Here is a 24,232-nt window from a genome sequence, read left to right as displayed (position 1 = left end):
AAGTTGTTTACATCAACGAGCGCTATAGCCATCACGCTGCCTCAGATTGCCAATCACATGGGTGACCACTCCGAACAGTTCCAGGGAGAGGCTCATACAAGGGTCGATAGGCGCGAACGCCGGATTGGCTGGCAACAGCCGCAACCTCGGCTTGAGCTGTAAGGTCTTTACCGTGAAGCCGCCATCGAGTAGTGCAATCACCACATCACCATGGCGCGGGGTGAGGCTCTTATCGACCACCAGCAAGTCACCGGGAAAGATGCCGACCCCGGTCATGCTCTCCCCTTCGGCACGCAGATAGAAGGTTGCTGCAGGGTGCGCCACGCAGTGGGTATTGAGGTCTAACTTCCCTTCCAGATAGTCGCTGGCTGGGCTGGGAAAGCCGCAAGAGGCGCGGTGCAAGAACAACGGGATGGTCACCTCGGCGGGTGATGGGTCTGGGGTTAACAGCTTCATGGCAAAAAACCTGTATTTATATACAAGCATTATAACGCACCTCCTTTGAACCAGCGCAAGTCCTCATCCACAGATGCATGAATCACACGCACACTCACAGTTCCAATGCTTCCACCAACAAAAGGGCATAGCAGGAAAAGCTCACCGCGTGCTAATTTTTGCTTTCTGGCTAGGAACCCCGCAGATAATACCGTCAAGGCAGAATGTGGTTTCCCAGCCTAACGTGGCATGTTCATTTCCATTTGTGATAGCTGTTAGGGGGCATCTCCATAGATATAAAGGAATCCTGCAGCCAACATTTCACCTTCGAGATGCTGTTTCACTGTGGTGAAACTTGGCAACGCATCCAATGCCCAAACTTGCCTGAACAAAGCGAGAGCTGGCTGGCCTACCGTGAACTGGCAACGCATATTCTCGATCCGCTGGTAGAAACATTTGGTCACCCATTGCTGACCTATGGGTTTTGTGGGGTAACACTGCGCAAAGCTATTCTTTCCAACGCCTCCCCCGGTATAGCCCCCACACTGGATCAACATGCGGCCTGTGAACTCAATCAGCGAGGAAGAGTTGTCTGTCCTCGGCAAGGGGCCGCGGTTGATCTGATATACCCAGGGAAGAACAGCTATCAGGTAGCCCTTTGGTTGGCGCAGCACACCCCGTTTGATCGTCTCTATCTCTATGGCCCAGACCGGCCACTGCATATCAGCTATGGGCCCGAACAAAACCGCGCCTTGGTCGAACTCACCACTCACCATGGAAGACGAATGCCCAAGCGGCTGACACTCACCCAACTCAATGGAATGTGCTGATGCTGACCCCCGAGCGCTTCACGCAACTGGTCGCTACCCTGCCATACAAAAAAGTGCTGCCCGACGCGGTCTATCTGCACAAAGAGACCCTGGCCACGACCAGCCCACAGCTCTACCGTTTTGTCTGTGCGGTGGCACAAGCGCTCAAACTCCCGGAGTGTGAATGGGATCTGGTCAAGTTGGCAAAGCAGGACTTTCGGCTGTCACTGCTCAGCTACCCCACCTTCTTCGAAGAGGCCTACCCCAGCCTCAAGCAGAGCGTGACCGTTGATCTGGCCAAACTAAGCCATACCGTTACCCGCTACGACAGCCAGGACAATCCCCCCATTCTGCATCGCAAAGAGTGCATGCTGACCCCCGATCACCCACAGGCAGAGAGCTGTCGCCAGATCACCGAAGAGGGGGTGTTGGCAGGGCTTTACGATCATCCCCGCATGATTGGCTTCAAAGCATCGTGGGAGCGGCTTATCGCAAGACATGGATACCAACTGGTTGATGGGCGCCTGTTTCGCACCTCCGCCCTGCCGCCCGAAGAGGGGGGCCCACAAATTGATCGCCACAAAACCGCGTTGGTTCGCCATGAACTCTCAGCCCCCATGAAGATGCTGGCACGCCATGGTTATCTCAACGGCGACTATGCGCTGTTTGATTACGGTTGCGGCCGAGGGGATGACCTGCGGGAACTGGAAGCACACGGTATTGACGCGCTGGGCTGGGACCCAAACTTTCGTCCGGATGGCGAGAAGGTGATCTCCCATCTGGTCAATCTCGGTTTTGTGATCAACGTGATTGAGGATCAAGATGAGCGAATGGAGGCGCTGCTCGGCGCCTGGGAGCTGACCCAAACCCTGCTGGTCGTCTCGGCCATGCTGGCCAACGACAGCTTTATTGCCCAGTTCACCCCTTATAAAGATGGCGTTATCACCTCGCGCAACACCTTTCAGCGCTACTACAACCAAAGCGAGCTCAAGCACTACATAGACAAAACACTGGATGAAAATGCCATCGCCGTTGGGCCCGGCATCTTTTACGTGTTCAAAGACAAGCTCGAAGAGCAACGCTTTTTGGCACAGCGTCAACGCCGAAGCCACAGCTGGCAACAGCTGACCTCGCCCACGCCCAACCATCGGGCCACTGCGGCACTGCTGATCACTCGCCATCAAACGCTGTTTGAAGCCTTCTGGCAGCGGGCGCTGACCCTTGGCCGAATTCCAGCCAATGACGAGTTTGAACAAAGCGACGAGTTAAGAGAGATAGCAGGCAGCCATCGCAAAGCCATGACCCTGCTTGGCCAGCATTTTGACCTTGCCCAGTTAAAGCAGGCCGAGCTGGAGCGGCAGCAAGATTTGCTGGTCTACCTGGCACTCAACCTGTTTGGCAAACGCCAAACCTATACCCACTACCCCAGCGAGCTGCAGCGGGATATCAAAGCCTTTTTCGGTGGCAACCCGCAGGCACAGCAGGCCGCCAAAGCACTGCTCTACCAGATTGCGGATATCGCCCTCATCAACCAGGCCTGCGAGCTGGCCCATCAACAGCTACCCAACAGCCTGCTCTATCCCAGCCATTCACTGCTGCTACACAAATGCTTTATTCCGCAATTACCGCCGCTGCTGCGTGTCTACCTCGGCGCGGCTTGCCAGCTCTATGGTGACTTGACCGATATCGACGTGATCAAGCTGCACATTCGCTCCGGCAAGGTGAGCCTGATGGGGTATGACGACTTCAGCAAGCCCATCCCCTATCTGGTGGAGCGGGTCAAGATCAAGATGGCCGAGCAGGAGGTCGACTTCTTTGACTACATCAATGAGCAGACCCGGCCACCGCTTCTCAACAAAAGCTATCTGATGGCACCGGATGATCCGAGCTTCAAGGCACAACGAGCGCTGGAGCAAAGATTGAGCAAACTGCTTGGGATGGACCTGGAAACAGAGCATCACTTGAGTCGCCAACAATATAAATCAGCTCTCAAAGAGCAAAAAAGGCAAATTTCAGGCTTTCGTATTTGTAGCGTAAAAGAGTAAAATCAGCGCCCCAAAATAACGTAAAAACCACTTATTCCTCGCTAAAACCTAATCTACAGTCTTATAACAACATGTGATTACGTTAATTTTGACGTAAATCTAGACTTGAAGCAGGACTAGCCAGGAGCATCATCATGAACCACTTCGACGCTGACTACTGCTACTCATTCCCCGCAGTGCGTGGGATACAAGCCGGTCGCCCCTTCTATATCGCGACCTGCCCGATGCGCATCATCCCCAAAATTTTCAACTTCGATGAGAGCGAAGTCCCCCCTGAATTGCGGGCGCAACGCACATTGAACAAATCCCGGATCCCGGAAATGGTGCGATACCTCTTGGAGAATCCCAAGGATTACGTCTTCTCTGCCTTGACTGCGTCAATAGCTGTTGACGTCGAGTTTGCTGAACATCCCGGCTCCAACAATCTGGGCACTTTACGGGTGCCCATGGATGCACAGATCCTGATCAACGATGGCCAGCACCGCCGCAAAGCTATCGAAGAGGCGTTGGTAGAGCGCCCCGAACTGGGTCAGGATAACATCCCTGTTTTGTTCTTTGTCGATGAAGGGCTAACCCGAAGCCAGCAAATGTTTGCTGATCTCAACAAGTACGCGGTCAAACCCAGTCCGTCACTGTCAACGCTCTATGACCATAGAGATCAAGGCTCTGAGCTTGCTCGCCATCTGGCTACTAGCATGGAGCCCTTCGTCGGGCTTACTGAGATGGAAAAGTCGAGCATCTCCCAGCTCTCCAGCAAGCTCTTCACCTTAAGTAGCATCAAGCAGGCAACCCGAGCCCTACTGGGCAAGGGACCTAAAGAGGGCTGCACAGATGAAGAGGCCAAGCTTGCTGCTCTCTATTGGAAAGCGGTCTACGACCAGATGCCGGATTGGCAGATGGCCAGTCGCAAAGAAGTATCACCAGCCCAACTCCGGCAGGAGTATGTCCATGCTCACGGCGTCGGCCTGCAAGCTCTCGGTATGCTCGGCCGCTTTTTGATAAGCGAGCATCCTGATACCTGGCAAGCAGACCTTGGTAAGCTCAAGACCATTGATTGGCGCAAAACCAACCCGGAATGGATTCGCAGAACCATGTCGCATGGCAAGCTAAGCAAATCCACCACAGCGCTCCAGCTTACCTGTAACGCCCTTAAAACCTCACTAAACCTCCCCCTCACCCCTGAGGAGAAGGTACTTGAAGCTCAGGTTGTCACTCCATGAACCCCTTGATTCAGGCCCATGATCTGGCCGATTACGAAGATTTCATCAATACCGAGCCCTTTGCCGGCCGCCCACTGGCAGAGTATGTAGCTGAAGTACAACGTATCTATTGCGCAGACAAACGTCCCTGGGTCATTGGTTATAGCGGAGGTAAAGACTCTTCTGCTGTGCTGACGTTGGTCTATCTGGCACTGCTGGGATTACCGCCTGAAATGCGCCACAAAGATGTCTTTGTCGTTTCATCAGACACCCTGGTCGAGACCCCTGTTGTCGTCGATTTGATCATTCGGACCATGGATCAAATCGAAAAGGGCGCCAAACGCGATGCGTTACCCATTACCTCTCACCCTGTCGTACCCAAAACCCATGAGACGTTTTGGGTAAACCTGCTCGGCAAAGGCTACCCTGCCCCGACTCGCAGCTTCCGCTGGTGTACCGAGCGAATGAAGATCAACCCGGTCAGTGACTTTATCAAAGACAAGGTCAGCCAGTTTGAAGAGGTGATCGTTGTGCTTGGCTCTCGCAGCAGCGAGAGTGCTTCCCGTGCCCAGGTCATTGCCAAGCACAAGATTGATGGAACCCGTCTTGCCCGCCATACCACGCTGGCCAATGCCTTCATCTACACCCCTATCGACACCTGGGATGTTGAGGATGTCTGGAAACTGCTGCGCGGCGCCTTCAAATACGCGCCGGATGATGTGGAAGAGTGGGAAAATCCCTGGGGCGGCAATAATCGCCCGCTCTGGACTCTTTATATGGACTCCTCGGGTCAGGGTGAATGTCCATTGGTCATTGATGACAGCACCCCCTCTTGTGGTAATTCACGCTTTGGTTGCTGGACCTGTACCGTGGTCACCAAAGACCGAGCCATGGAGAGCCTGATCCAAAACGGCGAAGACTGGATGCTCCCCCTGCTCAAGTTTCGTAATCAGCTAGCTCTGACCACAGACCCTGCGCAAAAAGATACCTACCGTAACTACAAGCGCCGCACCGGCAAGGTGAGCTACCAATACGCCAAAGAGGGTGAAGAGCTTAGCGCAGAGCGCAAGCACGTTCCCGGCCCTTATTGGCTGAAATACCGCCAAGAATGGCTTAAAGAGCTGTTGGAGATGGAGCGTGACCTCAACTTGCGTGGCCACACCATTACTCTGATCACCAAGCCGGAGCTACATGCGATTCGCCAGGAGTGGTTAACCGACCCTAACGAACCGGATTGGAATGACTCACTGCCAGCTATATATCGGGAAGTGTATGGCGAAGACCTCGACTGGCTAATCGACGATCAGTCACGCTTCAATGCCAGCGATGCCGAACTGCTGGCACAACTAAGCCAGGGCTATGATGTCGAGCCAGAAATGGTGATGAAGCTGATAGAGCTCGAAATATCCCTTGAAGGGCTTAGCCGCCGCCAAGGCGTTTTCGCCAAAATAGGAACCATCCTGAAACAGGATTGGGGCAGCCTCGAAGCCATTGAGCAGAAACAGGCACAATTACAAAAGCGCAATGAGCGCGATCTCTATCAAGAAGAAGTGGAACAAATTGAACAGTCGCTTGCTGGATTGCAAAAGCAATTGGCACAAGCCGACGATATGGCAGCACTGTTTAGTGAGGCAGTAAAAAATGATCATTAAGAAGTTGGTCTTGCATAACTTTCGTGTATTTCGTGGTCACCACGAAATAGAGCTGACCCCACAAAAACGTGGAAATGAGAACATTGATAGACCTATCGTGCTGTTCGGTGGCCTCAACGGCGCTGGCAAAACGTCGATTTTGTCAGCCATCCGTTTAGCGCTGTATGGACGCCTGGCCTTTGATAACCTCATCCACAATCAGGACTATATTGACCAACTTACTGCACTTATCCATAACGGTGTCAGTGTCTCTCAACAACCTAAAGATGCCTCTATCGAGCTGGTTTTTACCTATAACCAGGGGGGCACTGAGTCTGAATTTACCGTTATTCGCAGCTGGAATCGCAATAAAAAAGATAGACTCAAACTGCTGCAAAACGGAGTCGAGCTGGACGAGCTTAACTATGAACAGTGCCAGGGTTTTCTCAATGAGTTAATCCCGCACGGTATTGCTGATCTCTTCTTTTTTGATGGCGAAAAGATCGCCTCATTGGCAGAGGATGAATCGGGCAAGATTCTGCAGACCGCGGTACGCCGCCTGCTCGGCCTTGACCTGATCGCCAAACTGCGCACCGACCTTGGCATCTATTTAAAGCAGCAAGGAGCCAAAGAGCTGGGCACCCAACAACAGCACAAATTGGCCGAGCTGGAGCAGAATAAAAAGCAGTTTGCCAAACAGGCCGAGCATTATCGATTTGAAGCTGACTTGGTGATGGCAAGGATTGGCCTTATTACCCAGGATATTCAGAAATATGAAGCCATGCTGGCAGCACAAGGCGGTGCTTTTGCGCGGACAAAAAATCAGGAGCAGCAGAAAGTAGCTGAACTGGTAAAAGAAAAAGAACAGCTTGAAAAGAGTCTGCGCCATGAATGTGATGGATCACTCCCCTTTGCATTGGCCCCCAACACCATGGCCAAACTGCAGCAACAGCTGGCCAGAGAAATAGAGATAAAAAGGGCTCGCAGCTTTTCCCAAGAGCTCAATCTTTTTCTCGAACAGCTTAAAGCCAATATCGGCTTTAAAGGTAAAGAGACGCTGGCCATCACAACCCAGGCGATCGAAGAGCAGCTTGACAGCTTTATGGCCAACAAGCCGCAAGGTGAAGTCCTCTTTGACATCTCTGAGCGCGAGACTCACGTCATCATCGCGGCAATCAGTGAGGATTGCCAACGGGCTTGGAGCAAATTTGATGCACAACGTCGTGAATTGGCCGAGGTTGAACATCAACTGGAGCAAGCAGCCAGCAATATTGAGCGAGCACCTGATGATGAGCAGCTGATGGATATTTTCCAAACCCTGCGAGAGATGGACAATCAACGGCAAGAAGAGCGCCACAAATACAAGGCTCTGCTGGAACAAGCCAAACAAGCGGTAATGAGTCAACTGGATTGCGCCCGCCAGATCCAGAAATTGCATGATAAAGCCAGAGAGCAATATGGTGCCGTGAGTGCCGTGCAATATGCCAATGAGACCATCAGTTTACTGGATGAGTACAGCGATGTATTGACCCAAGCTCGGGTTAAAACGCTGGAGCAGAATTTTGAAGTGGCCTACCGAAAATTGGCTAGAAAAGAAGATCTGCAGATTAAGGCCAGGATCAATCCTCACACCTTTGATGTAGAGCTGGTAGACGAAGCTGGGATAGCTATCAATAGAAAGTCACTCTCTGCTGGTGAGAAGCAAATTTATGCCATCGCGATCCTGGAAGCCTTGGCTAAAACATCTGGTCGACAACTGCCGGTCATTATTGATACCCCGCTGGGGCGTCTTGACTCACACCATAGAGACAAGCTAATTCATCACTACTTCCCCTTTGCCAGTCATCAGGTGATATTGCTGTCGACCGATACAGAAGTGGATGAACGTTATTTTGCCAGTGCTCTGGTGGATGATATCTCTCATGCCTATCAGATCCGCTTTGATGCGCTGACCAAGTCATCAAAACTGACCAAGGGCTACTTCTGGAAAGAGAGTCCTGCCCAAGTGCAAGCCAAGGAGGTTTATTAATGCTCCCGAATCGCATGCAACTCACCCGCCAAACGGAAGAGCAGCTTAAACGATTAAAAGCCAATACCGGGATCACTCCCAATGTGGCAGCTCGCCTGGCTTTTTTTCGTTCAGTGGAAACTGATTTTCGCTACCATCCTGACCATAAGAAACTAGATGGCAGCCTAGTCCTCGACAAAATAACCTGGCTGGGAGAAACACTGGTTGTGACCGAGCTCACCCTCCAGATGATTTATCCTGACCTAGATCATAAAGAGTGGATAAAAGCCTGGGCGGCTCATGTTGAGGATGGCATAGCATCATTACGCAATCATAGAAGTTTAAACGCATTCACGAATAATTTATGAAAAAATAAAATGACACCATCTATATGGTGTCATTTTATGACCAACTCTACATGGAGCACTAAACACCTAGTCAATATAACTCCAATACTTTCCTTTCTAAGTTAGAAAAAATCAATTTCTGGAATATCCCCACTTTGTGTTTCTGTATTGAGTAGTGCTGATGCTTTTTCAGCGATAGAATTAAGTAAAGTGTCTACACCTGTATCATCAGTTGGATTATCTATCAACCAACTTGAAATCTCGGACATACCAGTGTTAACGTATTCTTGAAAAATTCTCCAACACTGCTTGTCATCCTTGAGTACATAGGGATCTTTAGTCTCCAAAAGAGCAATAAGATAGACTAACCCTTCTTTCTGGTTGTTATAAAACACCCTATCTGGAATCTCTGTCCCGTTGTTTTCCACGGGTATGCGACCCTTTTCCATCGCGATCATGGCAGAGAATATCGAAAGATCCATATAGGTATTAAATATTTTCTCGCCGGTTTGTGCAACTTTGTCATCCACTAATTGGGCACACAGATTGCTGTATTTTTTGTCAATATAGATCGTAGCCATTATTTAACCTCAAGGATGGATGTTCCATCAAAATCACTGTCGTAGTTTGACTGATTGAATACTTTTCCATATATATTAATCTCATCAAGCGGTTTGCTACCACGTGCAGATTTTTTGTGTGATACCAATATGTACTCTCGGCCCACCTTACTTTTAATCTCTTCACCCACAGTCCCCCTCCAATGGGACGATGATAACAAAAGTACGAGCTGCTCGGAATTTTCTGGTAAAAAGCGAGCTGTGGCTTTCCGATAGGTCTCGTCGAGTTCACCAAAGGGAGCATCAATGATAAATGGTGCAACAGTACCAGGCTGAAGAAACTTGCCTTCCGCTTTACTACGTTGGGCTGCCATCTTTATCAAGGCTGAGACAAATGCCAAATTTAAAAGCAGTTTCTCTCCTTTACTTTTAGCTACAATGCCACCGCCTTCACGTATAAGCTCGAAGTTAAAACTATCACTTACCTTAACAGAGAAATCTTTTCGGCTGAATTTACTTAGAATCTCATTGACGTCTGCAGCAATGAGTATTTTAGACTGCGTTTCTGTCTCGCTTAGCTTAACATTGCATAGGCTAATAAGCTCTTCGATAAAGGCAATGGATTGATAAATCTGATAGCTTTCGGCATCTTGCGGAGAGTGCTTCTCCACCTCTCGCTTAATTTGTTGGATAACAGCGAGTTTGGCATTAATTTCCCTCACTAGAGAATTAATAGATACCTCTGCACGAGACAATTTAGATGCAACTTCACGTTCTTTCGCTCGTAATTCTTTGAGAATTGTATCATCAATATCATCGATTTTGATGTTTAAATCATCTCTAAGATCACCAAGGTTTGCTAGCTCATTATGTAACTTCTTAATAGCCAGATTAATATCGTTGTATTCCTCGATGAATGTTTGCGCACCATTACCAATGGTTTGAGCAAAAGAACGAGCTTTCATTATGTTATTCTTTATTTCTGGTGTATTAGCACGATCTAAAAGACCGACAATTTTCTCGTGCTCTAGGGTCCCTTCTTTGACATCACGACCGCAGATACATAGTCCTGAAGACACAATATCATTAACCAGGGTTTCATCATAAGGAGCTGGTATTCTGCCGGTCAGAGTGCTGGTATCGATAAAATCCAAGCTACTTTCACTTAGCTCAATTCCAAAAACCTTCCACCCATAGGTACTAATAAGGCGCTGCCGCTTACTATTCTCACGCTGTAGATCATGATTACGACGTCTGATAGTATCCTCTGTATTCGATAGGCGTTTTTTCAGATCGGTAGCATCAGTATTCTTGCAATTGATTATCGCCTCTTCAAGACTCCTCTTTTCTGCATTAAAATCACTAATATTTTCCATAAGTTGCTGTTGTTTTTCTTGCATTCCTTTCAGATCAGACTCGTGATTGTTAAGTTCCGAGTGGGCTTTAATGAATTTATTTTGGTTAGCATTGATCTTCTGGAGACGAGATTTCCATTTTTGCTTGATTACATCTAGATCATGAATCGCTTGCTCTGCTAAAGTAAAACCTAAAATATCCCGAATCGCTTTGCGAAAGTTAGATTCTTTTGACTGAAGTTGAGAAATCCCTTCGCCATGGAATAAGAAATACTCTGCCATGTCTTCAGGAATGACACTATTAAGCAATCGTCGTTCACTGCGAATTGGCTGATAGCTACCATTATCAATAATAAATAAATCTAGTGTTGACTTTTGTGTCTGCCCATCATATCTTCTATTAGCACCATATGTTTTCCCCTCGTGAATAAACTCCACTTCTACTTCACACTGATTAATCCCATTGGCCTCTGCATCAATATTGATAATATTTTTTTGCTGTTCAAAATCAGCAGTGAATTTATCGTAAAAGCACCAAAGAATACTATTAAGCAAAGTTGTTTTACCGACACCATTTTCTGCATGTATCAACGTGACATTACGTTCAGGGTCGATTGAAAAGTCAATGATGTTATTTTTACCATAAAACTGGCGAAAATTAATTAACTTAATTCTTTTTATCTTCATTGTTATATTTCCCAATTCCCAGTAATACGATGCGTTCAATCTCATCCTGTCTAGCGGATGATGTAGTATTATCGAGCCCATACGAATATTTTTTTTCTGCACGTATAATCTCGTGGATCGTCAATTCATGGATGCTCAAATTACTATCAAGCAGATCTGGCTTATCAGTTAACTCATTTAGATACTTTTTTACTTCATCAATATTCATTGTCATAGTCCATGCGCAATTTGTTAAGGCTTAGTGAGGAAAAATCTTCAACCCGGCGTAATTCTTGCTGCATCATCGAGGCAAAGCAATTTTGATGCTTTCGTCCAACAGGGGGGATGGTTACAAAGTCATAGATAACAGCCTTGTCTTTATTAGGTGCTCGCCGCAACACCCGACCGCGTCGCTGTACATATTGTCGTTCGTTACGTGAGCTTGCCATGATAAAAGCTTGGCTGCAGGCTGGTATATCGATTCCTTCATCTAACACCCGCTTAGAAACTAGAGCATCGATCTCTCCATTTTTAAAATTCTCCATGATCTGCTTTCTCATTGATAGCGACTGTTCACTGGTAAATTTCGAAGTACGCCAACCTCTTTGATGTAAAATCTTGGTGACTTCATCAATTGTTTTCTCATCGTCTTCAAAATTATTATCTCCCCCTCCTTCACCGCAGTAAAACAACGTATGAGTTTGCACCCCTTTTTCTTGGACTAGTCGATCCAAATGCTCAATTTTTGAAACTATATTACCTAACAAACGGGTACGCTTGAGATAAAGGTGCATTAATACATCTTCATTCACTATGCCGCCGGATTCTTTTATCGATTCCATCTGGGCGATCTTCGCGGACAGAGCCTCATAGTTGTCGGCCTCGTCATTATTCATCTCGCAGATAATGGGAAAGTAGTCATAAGGACACAACACCTTGTCATCAATCGCTTCTTTAAGACCATATTCAGCAGCCACCTCACCATAGTAGCCAGTCAAAATATCTCGTTTATCTATTTCACTGTCAGTCCACGGAGTAGCAGAAAGACCCAACCGTAACCTAGCTTTAGGCAGAATATTTATCAATCTAGAATTCGCATGGTTATGGCATTCATCACCAATAAATAACAGTCTATCTGAAGGCACTTTATTGATCTCGTCCAGAAATGTTGACTTTTTTAATGTGTCATTGACCACGACAATTCCCAAAAATGTTTGGGTGGTGGCAATATTGAATTCCGCAATCCTGTTTTTAAATTCTTGCAACCAAATATTTTGCGATTTATAACAAAGTAGAGCATGGATATTAAATGCCTTCATTTCCTCATGCCATTGCTCTGCTAATCCTTGGTAAGGCACCGCCACCACCACACACAATCCACGAGCAAAATGTTTATGTGTTGAAAGCACTGTACTGGCGTGCAGGGCAGTAATGGTCTTACCCGCCCCGGTAGCTAATTTTAGTATTCCGTGATATTTCTGCTTGATCCAGGAAGCTAACGCCTCTTTTTGATGTTCTCGAAGCTGATACTTATGGCGACCGATGAATGCCGGTAACTCTGGCAGTTCACGGAATGGTTCCCAACTCTTTTCCTGAATATCTTGCTCAAGCTGTTGTAACTCATTTATGATGCGCGTTACATCCTTACCATCATGGTATGCAGCTAGCTGTGCGATGAATTCTGCGCTTGCTGGAACAGTTTTAGTAACCGGTAGCTCATCTCGCCAAAGCCTTTCAAAACGGTCTTCAATATCTAGGCCATAGCATTTGTAGATTGCCTCATCCCAACTAAAATAGGTGTTTATCGACTCCGAGTTTAGATCATCGCATAGTGCGTTTTCAGTTTCGTTTGCCGAACCGATAAAGGCTACACGGTCATAAGCAGCATCACGGATAATTCCAATTTTTTCGTGATACATGCCTCTTGGACGAAATGCAAAACGGATTTGTAAGCGATTAGTCGCTACCAAAAAAGATAGGGTGTCGAAGCGACGGCACTCTAGGTTGGTTTGCAGATTGGCAAAGAAGTCTGCTGATTTCTGCTGTATAACAGTCAAATGCGGCCCGATACCTATACCGTTTTGGATCGCATCAAAGTCTTCTGTGCTAACAGGATAACCAATAATCAATCTCATGGTCCCACCGGATTGCAGCAACGGAGCTAATCCACGTGCAGCAATGCTTAACGATGCGGAGGAGAAAAAACCGACTGCTCGGTCGTAATAACAACTGCTTTTCAGCGCAGGCACATAAAAATCTTTTACTATAGAACTATCTTCAGACGAATATGTATAACGTAAACCCGCTTGTTTCAGCATATTTTTATCGCTATTTTAAATTTGTAGTTCAATACAATATTTCACAAAAAAGGTCTTAGATATCATAGAGCTATTCATAGCTTAATTCCCAAAACGCTCTATCCCGCATCATAGATACCTTTTTATCTCCATCAATATAGAGACTAAAGTGCTTATCCAGCTTGCGGATGGTTTCCATTAATTGTTCTTGCTCGGTCTTATCATCTTTATTAAAGATGGCCTTGATATCGGCATTCTTGATCTCGGCGACGCGATGCACCACCCAGGTCAAAATATAAGAGCCGTAGTTGTTTTCCCCGGTTTTAAAGTGACTCAAGTCTTGGGTTGAGAGGATCACCCCTACCCCATACTCGCGCCCTTCTTTCAGGATCTTGCGCAGGCTGGGGAAGTCCTGCGACATAAAGTTGTCGGCCTCGTCGACCAGGAGCATCTTGGTGATCTGGCGATAATCGCCGTTGACTTGCGGCTTACCGCGTTTTTGCATCTGCGAATAGAAGAGATCCAGCGTCAGGGCTACCACTAGGTTCTGGATCTGGGGTGAGTAGCCCGCCAGCTCGATCACCGTCACACCATCGAGTAGCTCATACAGGGAGCTCACCTTATCCGGCATGGTTTCAAAGATCTCGTAAGTGACCAGCGAGTCGAGCGCCGCGTAGAGAGAGTCCTCTTCTACCTTCTCCTGCTCAAGATAGAGATCCCACACCTGAGCCAAGGTGGGCGCAGGCCTTGACCAGGTGCTGGCGTCAGACCTGCTGATCCCCGCCAGATCATACGCATCGAGGATCAACTTGCGCAGCCGTAGCTGCTGCTTGGGCCCGAGGCCGAAGGCTTTGGCCAGGGTCTCGGCAAACCCGGTCGCGGTATGCACCGGCAGCATCGGCATATCGCCATAGAGCGAGAGCGGATTGTACGGCAGACGATACAACCGCAGCCGCTTGCTCTGGTTGGCCTCGCTAAAGGCATCATCCACATAGTCAGATTTGTAATCGAAGATCAGCAGACCGATACGTGCCCCCTCGACATTGTTGTCTTGCTGGCGCATCAGCTGGGTGATCAGCGACTTGGTAAACTGGGTTTTGCCGGTGCCCATGGTGCCTATGATGCCGGTATTGGTATTCATAAAACGGGCGGTATTGGTGGGCTCCCAATAGAGCGGGGTTTGCCGCAGCGCCTCGTGGCCAAACAGGATACGAATGGGCTCTGTCGGCTCGATGGTCAGTCCGGTTTCCACCGCTACTGGGGTAACCGGATCGGTGTTTTGGATATCAGTGGCTGCTGCCAATAGCGCCATATCCACCGCCTGATTGCCCCCTTCTTTTGGCTGCGGTTGAGAGCCAGATTCAGGCTCCGCCACCTCTTCTCTAGGCCCCAGCAGATATTGTTTATCTACGTGGCACAGGGTCACCAGCTCATCAAGCGCAGGGGCGCTGCTGGCCTGAATAAGGCTACCCAGCAAGGCGTAGGGCAGTTCAACCTGCAATACCCCCCGCTCGGTCATCTGGTAGTGAGGAACAAAGAAGCTGTCGTTTTCGATATGGGCGACCACAAAGCCTTCGGGATAGTCGGGCACGCTAGCCAAGGTATATTCCCCTTTGAGCCACCACTCCCGCTCGGTCAATAGCGGTGCAAGCTGTGCAGGCTGCATCACCTGATAGAGGCACAGCTTGTCGACCTGCATCAGCACCTGGCGAATAAAGAGACCACGGTAGAGCCGCGCAGCCAAGGTATTGGGGCCAAGCACCTCTTCCATCAGGTAACGTTTAAGCTCCAGCGCCTGTTGCCCGGCATAGGCAAAGTCAGGTCTGACACCGGTCTTGACCTCCAGAGGCAACAGATAGAGTTGCTTGCCCTTGAAGCCGACAAAGAGCACGTCATCGGAAATGGCCCCTTTGCGATACCCATGCACCTGACGGGAGAACTCGCTGTCGCTCATCTTGAGGCCAACATTGCCGGAGACGCGGATCATCTCGGCCACGGAGAGGGGGACCCAGCAGATATCGGATTGCCGCAACAAGGCCGAGACAAACTTGTAGGCACCGATGATGCCGTTCTTCTCTTTGCGCTCCTTGTCGTTGGCCGTGAGCATCTTGAGCAGCCACTCGCCGTTGAAGGCATTGAATTCGGAAAGCAACGTCTCACCTTGTCCGTGACCCTCTTTTTGCAGCAAGCGTTTAAAGAGGTCTACCTGCTTGGTTACCGTGATGGCGTCATAACCGGCCGCACTGGTGTATTGATCCGAGTAGTGGATCAGCACCACATCCTGCTGACTGGTGAAGAAATCGAGGGTCACCTTGGGATCGATGATGGTGGTCCACAGTGCGCTGTCATAAGAGCGGGTCAGCAGTGCCTTGAAATCGGCACTGACCGCCAGCCCCAGGCTGGTTGCTAGATACTGGGCATTGCTCTGGCTGGCCGGTTGCCACAGGTTGCCCAGCAGGCGGGCCACCCGCAGCGACTGCACCCCTTGATAGGGCACGCCACGCAAACCAAAGGCGGTGAAATAGGCAGCCCCTTTCGTTTCGGCCGCTTCCCCGGCGATCAAGCCATCACACAGCACACCACTCAGAGCTTCATCGGTATTGATGGGATGGCACTCTACCGGCTCCTGGTTGCGGAAAAACGCCAGGTGGGCATAGGCAAACTGCTCACGCTCGTTGGGCAGGGTGAACTTGCTGTAAGTCAGACGGCTGCGGATCAGGTCGATCAGCATATCGGCCTCAGCACGCAGCGCAGTGGTGTTCAAGCCAAGCCAGGCTTTCAGCTCGTCATAAGCGGCAGTTTCGGCAAAGCGGTCGAAATCGTTGAATTGCAACCGCTCATCGTAGAAGTTCACATGGATGGCGATCGCTTGCTCTTTGTGCAGCTTGAAGTGCTCGATCAAACCGAGGAAGAGCTCTGCCGCACTCGCCTGATTGATAGCATTGACGATCAGGGTGCTCTTGGCCCCGGCACTGAACAGACGAGAATAGGCCTGGGTAAACTCGGCCAGTTTGTCGCGCACCAGACGCTTGATGTAGCTGTAGCTCTCCTGCTTTTGTGGCACCACGTCGAGCCAGAAGCTGTTCTCCCGCACCGGCAGCAGATGAGCGTAGCCAGAGTCATTGTCATAGACGAAAGGCAGCAAGCCAGATGCAACCAGGCGCTCGCGGGTAACCTCCGGCAATTCGGCAAAAGAACTGACGCCATCTTCATCGCGATCGGCTTTTATTTCGGCCACCAATTGCAGGTGATAGGCAAGTACCAAGGGGTACAGCGGACTAAGGCGTTGCCACTCATCCTGACGGCACAGACCAATGCGCATCAACTGTTTGTGCTCGAGCGCCAACACCGCATTGGTCGGTATCTCGCTCAATGCCACTTCGTAGGCATCCAGCACCCGCTGCACCAGGGCGCAATAGCTGTCGCCCCAGGCCACCAGGCTCGGCAATGTTTTCTTGTGTTGCAGATAGTCAAACAGGGCGGCATAAGCGCCATGTAAATCAGGGAACCTGGCACTAATCGCCGCAAGTGGCATTGGATCGGCAGTCAGACCGATATACAAGGCCCGCTCATCAACCATCCGTGCTTCGAGATTCAGCAGCTGCTGGCGGATCCCGGCCACACCACTTTCGCTGTTATCGAAAATGATCTTGCCTTTGGCCCGCAGATACTCGGCATTACGGTCATCTCTGAGCAGCTTGGCGAAACGATCTCTGTCAAACAGCAGCGGAACGCAAATACTCTCGTCGGCGGCCGGGCCTTCAATATTGATGGGTAAGCGACGCTCGCCATTGACCAGCTCAAACTGGATCTGTTCGCTCTGCTCGGCCAGCGTATCAAAGTTCACCCAGCCACAGGTGCCGCAGTCCACTTCCCCCTCATCGTCAACCAGATGCATGATGGCGTCTTGCTCTGGGTTGACCTTGAACTTGTTCTCTTCCAGCAGCAGGGTCAGCCACTTCTTGCCCGCATCCACTCGGAAGCAGTGCAGCAACTCATCGAAATAGAAATCTCCCTGCTCTACCACAAGACAGCGGAACTTGTACTCTTCGGAGCGGTTATCGCGTTTAAGCTCAAGGCTAAAAAAGGTGGGTTCTCCTGTGACGGGCAAGGTCACCGTCGCCCAGCAGCGTTTACCTCCGACACGGCTGACAGAGTAAGTGACCGCATTTTTTAGCGGCCCATTGTGCATCAGTTTGAACTGGCTCTCGTCCAGATCATTGCCGATGAAGGTAAAAGAGAGGTTGAGGGTTTTCTCTCCCGGCGGGAGCTGGATTAGCAGGCTCAGGTCGCGCTGCCCCGCCTTGCTCTGGCTTTTGGCTCTTTGTTGCAGCGAACCACTGTCAACAGCCACCTCTTCTAATAGCAACTTTTGCGCTTTGTTGGCTTCAATCTCTTTGAGGTAGGCCTCGAATTCCAGCTCACGCCAGCTCTCATCCTGGAAATGCTGGCGGATAAACTTGGCGCTGAACTCTTTCAGGACACTCTCGAGCTGATCGAGATCATAATGCTCAACCGCATCTTCAATCTCGCGTCGCAGCTTGCGGTTTGCTTGGAGCCGCTTGCTGATCTGGGCCTTCTTGCCGCTCCAGCTCCGAATGACCGGGTCATTGAATAGCTGAAGCTCATCAAACTTCAGTTCCCCATCTTGATCAAGTGCACTGAACAGAGGAGCAAAACCAAACACGGTCGCCCCCTCTTCGGTGATGAGGGCCAGTTGCTCTTCAAGCAGGCAGGCTGACAGCTCCTTGTTACTGCTGCCAACATCTATCAGCGCGCCAAGCTGCTGCGAGAGACTATCCGGATGCCAGACAGCACCGGGCGCCCCCAAATCAAGCGCACTGTTGATCAGGGTATCCAGCATGCTGTTGTGGATAATGAGCAGGGCTGCTTTTTCAAATTCTGCACTGCGCCCTGCGACCAGATCACGCAAACGGGAAATGTAGTTTTCGGTAAATCCCGGAGCCTCACCATGCAACACAGGTAAAACCCGCACGCCATTGCACTCTATGTATGGCAGGTCAATGCCATCGGCCGTAGCCAGCGAATTTGTGGCAGCAAAGGTCACCAGTGACTGATAGAGCACCAGACCGTTTTCTGCACTGGGGGATTTGAACTGGTAACGAGAGCCGGGTTCAATGTCGGCACTGACCCACTCGATGAAACGTTCGGCCAGAAAATGCTCAAAGGGTCTTGCGGACATATACGGCGTCTCCACTGTCACTCATTCGTTCTACATTGCCCATGCGCTCATAGAAGCTAACCAGTTGCTGCAATGACTGGTTATCAAGATAAAAACCGCGCTGCTCGAAGCCTTTGCGCAGATCGTGCAGACGCAGCTTGTCGGCCTTGCCGATGGTGAGATTGGTCAACAGCAACAGCTGATCCTGATTCAGCACCAGGGTGCGGCCAGCGGCCCCCCGTGCCTGAATAAAATCACTGAGCAGCTTCTCCTCCAGCTCTTTGACATATTTCTTGTTCACGCCGCCACGGGAGGTATTGACATCACGGAATTGCTCCAGAGCCAACTCTTTGAGCTGCTCAAAGGCTTCTGCCACGCTGTTTGTGAGAGGGCGCTCAGGCCGTAACCCACGCTTCTCTCTAAAGGCCTGCAGATAGTTGTTCAAATCTTCCAGCAACTGAGTCTGGTCAGCATATTGCGTGGCATCGCGATAAACCTGCCAGAGCGGTCTTTTCTTGGCATCCCCTGGCAACTGGAGCACGTCAAGGGCGGAAAGCAGCGGGAAAACCCGCTCGCTGGCAGCCGCCAGCAGCTTGTAGCCAGAGCGCTTTACCGATGTACGTTCAGAGCTGGCCTTTTCCGAATCGAGAATAAAGTAGAGGGGCTTGCTTTGGGGCTCATGTTGCCAGTCGGTCACATTCAGCGCCAGCTGAGCACAGTAAGCAAAGGCATACAGCTTGAGTGTGCCAGGCAAGGCTTGCAGCAGATACTGGGGATGCGCAGCCAAAAAGCGAATATCTTCACGAAATACGGCATTCAAAAAAGGTAGATAAGGTTGCTCATCCTCATTTTTTACCAGGCTGCCGCTTTGCAGCCTGCCTTGCAAAACGGACAACAATTCTTGCTCGACAAAGTTGAGCTTGTCATCGAGCGCATCTTCCAGGAAGAAATCCCCCAACAGACCTGCAAACAATTTGCACAACCGCGTATCTGGTGCGCTGAGATCGGCTTGCCCACTCTTCTTACCTTTGGCCTTAAACAACAGGAACAGCGGTGAAATATGAAAGAGTGCATCATTTGAAAAATAGGCTCGCTCAAGCACCTGCCAAAAATCAGGATCGTCGAGCTTGTCTACAAACCGGGCTTTGCACTCCTCCTTAAATTGCCCAAATTCATAGGCAGTCACCTGCTTGCGCAAAGAAAGCCCCAGCACGACACCGGTCACGGTATCCCAGTCAAACTCATTGCCTTTGTTGCGAATGGGCCAGTAGTTGGTGAGCTTGTTTTTATCAACCGGAGCTAATCCGACAGGAATTGGATACAGAGACATGACTATCTGGTTCCTTCTACAGTGATCATGCCGTCATCCAAACCAAGACGGTAATGCTGATCACCTTCGTAATAATGAAGAACAGGGCTCTTTTTAGCGACAGCGCGGATTTGTTCAACCATCTCATCAAGCAACACGATGGCATTCTTGTCGTACTTGTTTGGCCGATAGCCGTTGTTGAGCTTGCAGATCAGCTCAAACAGATTGAGGTTGATTGCCATTGGTGCCAAGGGCTGGTCATCAACCTTCAGATAGGCGCTGAAATGATCGTGTTTCTCGACATGCTGACGCTGAATTGCGCTGTAATCAGCTTTCAGCTCGACAGGTGCCGCGACATGACACTGGCCAAATTGACCAAGAGAAAGCTCTCGCTTTGACAACTCAGGGGCATTGCGGTTGGCATAGACAAAAATGGCCGGGATCAGCGCTTTCACATAGAAATTGCGCAAGGCCAGCTGGCTTCCACCCTCCCCAAGATACTGACTATGCTGCAGCCAGACAGTGGCATAGTGTTCAAGTACCTGCTCTTCAAAATCGACTTTGAATTGGTGATGGTAGTTATTGCCCAGCTCACAGTCCTTAAGCAGATAAAAAAGGCGCAGAAGGGATGCGGCTTGACCCGCTTTATCACGAGGCTCGTTGAATATGAGCCCCAGTTTTGCCAGCTCGACCATAAAGGCATCCAGCGCCTCATCCGGTAGATTCAGCTCATAACGCAGCACAAACTGGTCTACCGCTTGGGTATGAATCAAGGCAGGATCAAAGTCAGCAAGACGCAGGCTTAGCTCGCTGTCTTTAGCCAGAAACAGGTTGTCAAAGAGGTAATGCTCCCCGGCCAGAAGCTGATGCAACAGATCCAGCAAAGCGCGAGTCGTAATGAATTGATCCTTGATCAAACGGGTTTTGAACAGAGTGGTAATGATAATCTCTTGCACGTGCTCATTGGCCAGCAGCCTGAAATTGGCGATGAGGCGCATGTCGCGTTGGCGTTGCTCATCTGCAAGAGCAATAGCATGAAACAGATTGTCATCGGTTGGCTGAGTTAACCGCTTGAGCAGTTGACGCATAAAGCTTGAATAGCTGCCAGCGTCATCATTAAAACGAAATTTTGGATAGGACTCGAAATCCAGAAAGTGATATGCCCCTTGCGTTCTCTCGCCACTATCCAAAAAACGCTCTATCACGCCACGCAACTCACTGTGCCGCTCAGCCCCTTCTTTGGCAAAGTTGGCCAGCATACCGATATTGATACCAACCACCAGGGGTTGAGCCCCGTCTCTTGCACGATCAAAGAGTTCGTTTAGCGCATCGATTGCTGATTGATGAGGCGAAAAGCTATGGGTTGCATCCAGATGGAAGGTATATCTGTTTTTATATTGGTCATAGCTACGTGACAATATTTCAGATTTGCCATCACCACTACTGCCGCATAAAAACACACACTCACCAGGCTGCAATGAACGGAGGCACTTCTCAAAATCATCCTCGATTTCGGGTGTAACGTAGAGATAATCCTTGAGGTCATCAAACAGATCTCTCTGACGTTGTGTTGTCGTCTTGACCGAGAAGGAAGAAGATTTAGCCAAAACCCCGAGGGCCTTGCGAAGGGAAATTGTACTCACGGTATAACCCTATCATTTCATATCTGACAGATACTAACTGATTGAATCATTGGGAGACTACAAGAAAGGATGAGTCTTTGTATGAATCCTTGACGTTCGTCAAATCTGAACTCACATTTGTTTTTATCTTATACAGGCACATAGTCCACTTATTCAGCTATTAGGCTAAATTTCCCTCAACACAAATAGCATTACACTTGAGATTTTCTTGCCGTTTTTTCCCAAATCAACCTGTATGTCATGACCTCCTCTCTACCCCAGATGAACGCTACACTGTCAAAACGTCTCTTGTCTGCATGTGATGACCAACCTGCATACAGCTTGAATTGTCTATTGAGCGCCATCCCATAAACAAAGAGCTGGATTGACCAGCCCCTTTGTGTGCACCTCATCTCGCTGCCGGATGCCGGGATCAGAAACGGTAGAGCAGGCCCGTGGTGATGCTGGTGGCGCGAATATCGTAAAAGTCGATCCCGGAGTTTGCCGTGGCGTAGCTGGCGCTCAGGAGCGCAGAGAGCGGCGCAATGCCAAACAGCTGGTGCCAGAAGAGGGTGGCATCGATGGCCATGTCGCGACTGTCGGCACGCTGGCCAAACAGCGGGTTGGCCTCGTCATAGTCCTGCTTGCCCAGATAGAGGTTGCTGACAAATGACCAGCGGGGCGAGGTTTTGGCGTACGTGAGCTGCAACCCCTTGCTCACATAAGACTCGGCACTGCCCACCAGATCAGCCTTCTCATAGCGCAATGCTGGCTCGAGGAACTGATCGTCTGTTAGCCGGAACTGGTAGGAGACCTCGGCGGAGTTGACCCGGCCATTGCGATCCAGCATCCCCATCACAGCGCGACCATATTGCTCGCCGCTGGACTCCCCATCCACCTTGACGTCGCGGCTGGTGATGCTGCCACTGAGCGCACTGCCCCAGATGTTGTCCCACGCCAGACGGGCGCCGTGGGATCGCTCGTCACTCTGCTCGCGTTCCACACCCACAGCAAAGGGATCGCGCCAGACCTTGACCGGGGTGGCATTGAACACCAGCGAACCGGCCACGATCCCCTTGTCCCCCAGTTGCTGGCGCAGCCCGAACTGCTGGGTACCGTCGCCACGAATGGCATCCTGAATGAGGTTGCCCAGGAACAACTGGCTACCGGTGGAGGCAAAGGTGTAACGCAGATCCCCGTTGATCACCGGATCAAGGTGACGCTGCTGCGCCGCAGCACCCAAAGCGTCAATACGCTCGCTACCTGCACTCCCCGTGGCAAAATTGGACTTGGTCTCGCCAACGCTGGCCCCCGCCAGCACACTACCGGAAAAACCAGATTCCCCGGGAATGGCTCCCAGCTCTTGTGTCTGAACCCCGCTTGCAACCAGCATCCCCATACTCAACAGCAGACCAATACGCATCGCAACACTCCTGGCAAGCGGCCACAAGAGTGGGCCGAGCCTGATAAATAGGAGGGAGGCAGTCGCCCCCCAGTATCGAGAAGCGGCATGTTACGGCGGGGAAAAATCACAAATAAGACAGCGGGATGCGGTTTTATTTTTTATGATGGCTTTTTATTTTTTTATAGGCGCAAGCAGGGGGCGACCCGGCATAATCAGTCCCCACGGCCTTGCAACGCTGCGGGCTGCTCGCGCCATACTCACTCTATTTACCCCTGTTCCCAACATCGGAGTTCTCATGCGTCGATTCAATTTCATGCTCAATGGCAGCAGATTGATGATGTTCCCCTTCTACATTGGCATTCTCATCTGCGTGGTATTGCTGATGGTGAAGTTTGCCATGCAGCTCTATCAGCTTTCTGTAAACATTTTCGAGATCCCCTATCTGGATCTCATTACCGGCGTGCTGACTCTGGTGGACTTTATACTGGTGGCCCAGATGCTGATCCTGGTTGCTATCTGTGGCTATGTGCAATTTATCCAGACGGAAGAGCAGCGCGCCTCCCTGAGCAGCAACTGGCTTAGCAAGATCAACTTTGCCTCCCTCAAGCTCATCGTCATCAACTCGCTGGTGACTATCGCCGGAGTGGAGGTGCTCAAGGCATTTCTCGAAGATGGCATCATCAACGAAGTCGATATGAAGTGGTCCGTGGTGGTGTTTCTCGCCTTCTCGCTGGCCGCGCTCATCTATGCGGTGACCGAGCGGATGGCAGAGCATAAATAGTCGAGTTTGATCACTGTGCTTGTTCAGCCTTGATTCACCAGCAATACAATTGATAACACTTTTCATTACTCTTACTGCGTTATAAACTTGCTCCCCCCGGGCTGCCCCGCCCGGGTGCTGGAGCCTTTATGACAAGCCTTTCTCTCTCACCCCGACAATTCTGGCAGTGGCTGGCCTACCACCATCAGGCCGCCGAGGGCACCCTCTATCTGATGTTCTTCTCCGGTCTGCTGTTGTGGGAGCCGCTGACCCCGCTCTGGTCGCTGGCACGCTGGAATCTGTTTTTCCATGTGATGCTCTCGCTCACCCTGTTCCCGCTGCTGTTTGGCGCCTTCTGGCTCTCCCACCGCAGCTTGTTGAACCGCAGCAACAAACCCTTTTTACGCACCACGGGGCGGATTATTGAAGCCCTGCTGCTGATCTGTCTGGCCAGCGGCCTGCTGCTAGTGCTGCACGGCACTCCGGGCGATGCCACGGGCAACCTCGCCAGCTGGGCCCACTGGCTGAGCGCATTGGCGTTAACTCCTCTGGTGCTGCGCCACGCCTGGCGCTGGACCATCTTGAAATGGCGCTCCTGATCC

The 24,232-nt window shown here is 50.3% G+C and carries 17 protein-coding genes; 7 read left to right on the top strand and 10 right to left on the bottom strand.

Annotated features, from left to right (window positions below; genetic code table 11):
* Positions 1-12 precede the first annotated feature (12 nt).
* Together umuD and OKB77_RS04650 are read right to left on the bottom strand one after the other, a co-directional pair.
* Positions 13-456, bottom strand: coding sequence for a translesion error-prone DNA polymerase V autoproteolytic subunit (gene umuD / locus OKB77_RS04655; protein WP_025327594.1), 444 nt, complete (start codon positions 454-456; stop codon positions 13-15).
* A gap of 254 nt (positions 457-710) precedes the next feature.
* On the bottom strand, positions 711-1,211 hold the full coding sequence (locus OKB77_RS04650) for a hypothetical protein (RefSeq protein ID WP_150388951.1): 501 nt from the start codon (positions 1,209-1,211) through the stop codon (positions 711-713).
* A gap of 53 nt (positions 1,212-1,264) precedes the next feature.
* Here OKB77_RS04650 and OKB77_RS04645 point away from each other — a divergent pair, with 53 nt between their 5' ends.
* The 5 genes from OKB77_RS04645 (at position 1,265) to dndE (ending at position 8,495) form a co-directional block, all read left to right on the top strand.
* Positions 1,265-3,289, top strand: coding sequence for a DNA phosphorothioation-associated putative methyltransferase (locus tag OKB77_RS04645; RefSeq protein ID WP_270817005.1), 2,025 nt, complete (start codon positions 1,265-1,267; stop codon positions 3,287-3,289).
* Positions 3,290-3,423: 134 nt separating this feature from the next.
* Entirely contained in the window at positions 3,424-4,509 is a 1,086-nt protein-coding gene (gene dndB, locus OKB77_RS04640; protein WP_150388949.1) for a DNA sulfur modification protein DndB, read from the top strand.
* On the top strand, positions 4,506-6,140 hold the full coding sequence (gene dndC / locus OKB77_RS04635; RefSeq protein ID WP_150388948.1) for a DNA phosphorothioation system sulfurtransferase DndC: 1,635 nt from the start codon (positions 4,506-4,508) through the stop codon (positions 6,138-6,140). Before dndB ends, dndC begins: the two co-directional genes overlap by 4 nt.
* Positions 6,130-8,148, top strand: coding sequence for a DNA sulfur modification protein DndD (gene dndD / locus OKB77_RS04630; protein ID WP_150388947.1), 2,019 nt, complete (start codon positions 6,130-6,132; stop codon positions 8,146-8,148). The genes dndC and dndD overlap by 11 nt, the downstream gene beginning before the upstream one ends.
* On the top strand, positions 8,148-8,495 hold the full coding sequence (gene dndE, locus OKB77_RS04625; protein ID WP_150388946.1) for a DNA sulfur modification protein DndE: 348 nt from the start codon (positions 8,148-8,150) through the stop codon (positions 8,493-8,495). The genes dndD and dndE overlap by 1 nt, the downstream gene beginning before the upstream one ends.
* A gap of 101 nt (positions 8,496-8,596) precedes the next feature.
* Here dndE and OKB77_RS04620 read toward each other — a convergent pair whose 3' ends face one another.
* The 8 genes from OKB77_RS04620 to OKB77_RS04585 form a co-directional block, all read right to left on the bottom strand.
* Positions 8,597-9,055: a hypothetical protein gene (locus OKB77_RS04620; protein WP_150388945.1), complete on the bottom strand. Its 459-nt coding sequence runs from the start codon at positions 9,053-9,055 to the stop codon at positions 8,597-8,599.
* Positions 9,055-11,076 carry an AAA family ATPase gene (locus OKB77_RS04615; protein WP_150388944.1) on the bottom strand — a complete coding sequence of 674 codons (2,022 nt, stop codon included), beginning with the start codon at positions 11,074-11,076 and terminating at the stop codon, positions 9,055-9,057. The genes OKB77_RS04620 and OKB77_RS04615 overlap by 1 nt, the downstream gene beginning before the upstream one ends.
* Positions 11,057-11,284 (bottom strand): hypothetical protein, encoded by a 228-nt coding sequence (locus OKB77_RS04610; protein ID WP_150388943.1) that lies wholly within the window; start codon positions 11,282-11,284, stop codon positions 11,057-11,059. The genes OKB77_RS04615 and OKB77_RS04610 overlap by 20 nt, the downstream gene beginning before the upstream one ends.
* Positions 11,274-13,373, bottom strand: a complete 2,100-nt coding sequence (locus OKB77_RS04605) for a DEAD/DEAH box helicase family protein (protein WP_150388942.1) — start codon at positions 13,371-13,373, stop codon at positions 11,274-11,276. Before OKB77_RS04605 ends, OKB77_RS04610 begins: the two co-directional genes overlap by 11 nt.
* Before the next feature lie 70 nt (positions 13,374-13,443).
* Positions 13,444-18,555, bottom strand: a complete 5,112-nt coding sequence (gene dptH / locus OKB77_RS04600; RefSeq protein WP_270817004.1) for a DNA phosphorothioation-dependent restriction protein DptH — start codon at positions 18,553-18,555, stop codon at positions 13,444-13,446.
* The gene (gene dptG, locus OKB77_RS04595; protein WP_270817003.1) at positions 18,536-19,864 is read right to left on the bottom strand and encodes a DNA phosphorothioation-dependent restriction protein DptG; all 1,329 of its coding nucleotides are present in this window, start codon (positions 19,862-19,864) and stop codon (positions 18,536-18,538) included. The genes dptH and dptG overlap by 20 nt, the downstream gene beginning before the upstream one ends.
* A 2-nt stretch (positions 19,865-19,866) precedes the next feature.
* Positions 19,867-21,486, bottom strand: coding sequence for a DNA phosphorothioation-dependent restriction protein DptF (gene dptF / locus OKB77_RS04590; protein WP_270817002.1), 1,620 nt, complete (start codon positions 21,484-21,486; stop codon positions 19,867-19,869).
* 412 nt (positions 21,487-21,898) lie between these two features.
* On the bottom strand, positions 21,899-22,888 hold the full coding sequence (locus OKB77_RS04585) for a DUF2860 family protein (RefSeq protein ID WP_199428655.1): 990 nt from the start codon (positions 22,886-22,888) through the stop codon (positions 21,899-21,901).
* Positions 22,889-23,165: 277 nt separating this feature from the next.
* Here OKB77_RS04585 and OKB77_RS04580 point away from each other — a divergent pair, with 277 nt between their 5' ends.
* Positions 23,166-23,651 carry a YqhA family protein gene (locus tag OKB77_RS04580; protein WP_005333692.1) on the top strand — a complete coding sequence of 162 codons (486 nt, stop codon included), beginning with the start codon at positions 23,166-23,168 and terminating at the stop codon, positions 23,649-23,651.
* Positions 23,652-23,779: 128 nt separating this feature from the next.
* Positions 23,780-24,229 carry a hypothetical protein gene (locus OKB77_RS04575; RefSeq protein WP_100653541.1) on the top strand — a complete coding sequence of 150 codons (450 nt, stop codon included), beginning with the start codon at positions 23,780-23,782 and terminating at the stop codon, positions 24,227-24,229.
* Positions 24,230-24,232: the final 3 nt, after the last annotated feature.

Origin of the sequence: Aeromonas sp. Y318-3 (assembly GCF_027706185.1) — a bacterium.
Classification (GTDB): domain Bacteria; phylum Pseudomonadota; class Gammaproteobacteria; order Enterobacterales; family Aeromonadaceae; genus Aeromonas; species Aeromonas veronii.
Note: the sequence above shows the minus strand (reverse complement) of the source record. Positions and strands in the feature narration are given on the sequence as shown.